Annotated in this window: 3 protein-coding genes; all 3 read left to right on the top strand. The window is 69.2% G+C overall.

The genetic code is table 11. The annotated features are described in order from the left end of the window. Nucleotides 1-80: 80 nt before the first annotated feature. On the top strand, nucleotides 81-1,259 hold the full coding sequence (locus KBI5_RS24440) for a cystathionine gamma-synthase (protein ID WP_011434839.1): 1,179 nt from the start codon (nucleotides 81-83) through the stop codon (nucleotides 1,257-1,259). A gap of 230 nt (nucleotides 1,260-1,489) precedes the next feature. After that, nucleotides 1,490-2,479 carry a hypothetical protein gene (locus KBI5_RS24435; protein WP_023840845.1) on the top strand — a complete coding sequence of 330 codons (990 nt, stop codon included), beginning with the start codon at nucleotides 1,490-1,492 and terminating at the stop codon, nucleotides 2,477-2,479. Further along, on the top strand, nucleotides 2,464-2,653 hold a 190-nt coding region (locus KBI5_RS27440; protein ID WP_206745282.1), incomplete at its 3' end, for a hypothetical protein. The genes KBI5_RS24435 and KBI5_RS27440, both read left to right, overlap by 16 nt.

The following is a 2,653-nucleotide window of genomic DNA, read 5'->3' as shown; positions in this document are numbered from 1 at the left end:
CTTACCCGTGCCGACCTGCTGAGTTTCCTGGCCGTCCGCTAGATCGGCACCGATCATCGAGAACGCCCTAGCGTGGCGTCATGCATATGGAGCAGCCCGCTGAGGGATTCGAGACCATCGCGATCCATGCCGGCCAGGAGCCCGATCCCGTCACGGGAGCGGTGGTGACGCCGATCCACCAGTCCTCGACGTTCGCCCAGGATGGCGTGGGTGGGCTTCGGAGCGGTTACGAGTACAGTCGTTCGGCGAATCCGACCCGTACCGCGCTGGAGACCTGCCTCGCCGCACTGGAACGCGGGACGGTCGGCCTCGCTTTCTCCTCCGGCATGGCGGCGGCGGACGCCCTGCTGCGAACCGTCTGCCGGCCCGGAGACCACGTCATCATCCCGGCGGACGCCTATGGCGGCACCTACCGGCTCATCGCCCGGGTGCTCGCCGACTGGGGCGTCGACCACACCAGCATCGATCTCACCGACCTCGATGCGGTGCGAGTCGCGATCCGTCCGGGCACCACGCGACTGGTGTGGTGCGAAACCCCGACCAATCCCATGCTGTCCATCGCCGACATCGTCGCTCTCTCGTCGCTGGCGCATGACGCGGGGGCGCTGCTGACGGTCGACAACACGTTCGCTTCGCCCTACCTGCAGCAGCCACTGACCCTGGGGGCGGACGCGGTGGTGCATTCCACGACGAAGTATCTCGGTGGCCACAGCGATGTCGTCGGCGGCGCGCTCGTGGTCGGCGATCCGGACCTGGGCGCCCGGCTACGGTTCCTGCAGAACGCGGCCGGCGCCGTCGCCGGCCCCTTCGACAGCTGGCTGGTACTGCGCGGTGTCAAGACGCTCCCCGTTCGGATGGACCGGCACTGCGACAACGCTCGGCGTATCGCGGCCGAGCTCGCCACGCACCCCGCTGTCGGGGCCGTCCGCTACCCGGGTTCGACCGGCCATGCGGGTCACGACATCGCCGCGAAGCAAATGCGCGACTTCGGGGGAATGGTCTCGTTCACCCTTCGGGCCGGCCCCCAGGCGGCCGTGGCGGCATGTGGCCGGACCAGGCTGTTCACTCTCGCCGAGTCGTTGGGTGGGGTGGAATCCCTGATCGAACATCCGGCGAGCATGACCCATGCCTCGGTGGAGGGCTCGCCGCTCGCGGTACCCGCGGACCTCGTTCGGCTCTCGGTCGGGATCGAATCAGTGGACGACCTCGTCGCCGATCTGCACCAGGCGCTGCGCGGGCTTTCCGACGGATCCGCGTAGCCCGGCCCCGGTTTCGGGAGTGGTGGCTTCTGGCGCACGCGTCCGGTACGGAAGGGCGAACCAGCGAAAAAAGTCCAAACCTTAACCCGCGGCGGCGACATAGCGCCCCGTACCCGGTTACCGTGACCTTACTGTGTCGAGACCCTCGGGCGGAGAACAGCAATGGTTGCGCGTGCGCATACGCCGGACATGTGCCCAGTCCGCCAGGTCGCGATCGTCAGGAGTACCACATGGACGCATCGACGGACCGCCGAACGATCCTTACCACGAGCGCGCTACTCGGTGTCCTCGGAGCCGCCGAGGCGGTCGACATGACATCCTCGGCGATGGACAGCCGCGCAGCGCTACACCAGGTCGAGGCCGGTCTGGAGTCCCTCGCCCGCCGCTGGGAGACCACCGCGCCGGCCGACTTGGTCGAGCGCCTCGCGACGCTGGAGCACCATGCGCGGACGATCGGCCGATGGCGGTTGGGCTCAGCCCTGCGCCGGGACTGGATACGAGCGCATGGCCGGATTCTTCTCATGACCTCCGTGGCACAGGGTGACAACGGCATGGCCAGGCCGGCCACAGTCTCGGCGCGGGCGGCGCTCGTCCTCGCGAAACATGTAGGAGACGCGACGACCGCCGCCCACGCCGGAGTCGTGTTGGCTGAACTCGCCGCTTATTCCTTCCAGAGCACCCGCGACGGGTTGGCGCTGGCGCGGGCGGCCCAGGCCACGGCACCACACGCGCACACCGCGGTCCTGGCGATGACCACCGAGGCGCACATCATGGCCGCGTGCCACCTGCCTACCGACGATATCGTCGCCGTGCTGCGCTCAGCGGGATCGGTCGCGGCAAAGCTCCCGGCAGGTGCGGTGGGTTACAGCCTGGACGGTATCCATCCTGGGTATCTGCCGACATTCGGCGGTGCGGCACTCGTCGCCGCCGGCGCATTGGACGAGGGAAATGAGCGGCTGAGCGAGGCAGCCGAACTGTTCGACCGTTCCCGGGCGTCCGGTGCTCTCGCCGCCGTCCGCCTTTACCAGGCATCCGCGGCGATGCGCGCACGCGAGCTGGACAAGGCCGAGATCCTCGCGACCAGAGCGCTCGCCGCATCCGCCGTGCGGCCGAGCAGCTGGCTGTCGAACGGAATCCTCTTTCTCGCCGAACGCGCCCGCAGCCAGGGCGCGGACTGGTCCGGACTCGTCATCCAGGCCCAGGAGTGGTCCCCGCTCTGATCGCGTCGTTGACGTCCGGGGGCGGTCACGACGTCATCTGCCGGCACGCCCCCGGCGCCGGGGCCTTCCACCGGGATACCGGCGCACGGCGCCCGATCAGCCATGCCAGCCCTGGCCACAACAGCCCTGGCCACAACACCGCCGGCCGTGAGGACCCCGGCCGTGAGGACGCGG

Source organism: Frankia sp. KB5, assembly GCF_002099325.1.
Classification (GTDB): domain Bacteria; phylum Actinomycetota; class Actinomycetes; order Frankiales; family Frankiaceae; genus Frankia; species Frankia casuarinae.
The sequence above is the reverse complement of the archived record's forward strand: the minus strand, read 5'-3'. Positions and strand labels throughout refer to the sequence as shown.

What these genes read in the sequence shown, in the direction of transcription:
- KBI5_RS24440 (WP_011434839.1), top strand. Translation starts at nt 81, where the DNA reads ATGCATATGGAGCAGCCCGCTGAGGGATTCGAGACCATCGCGATCCAT.
- KBI5_RS24435 (WP_023840845.1), top strand. Translation starts at nt 1,490, where the DNA reads ATGGACGCATCGACGGACCGCCGAACGATCCTTACCACGAGCGCGCTA.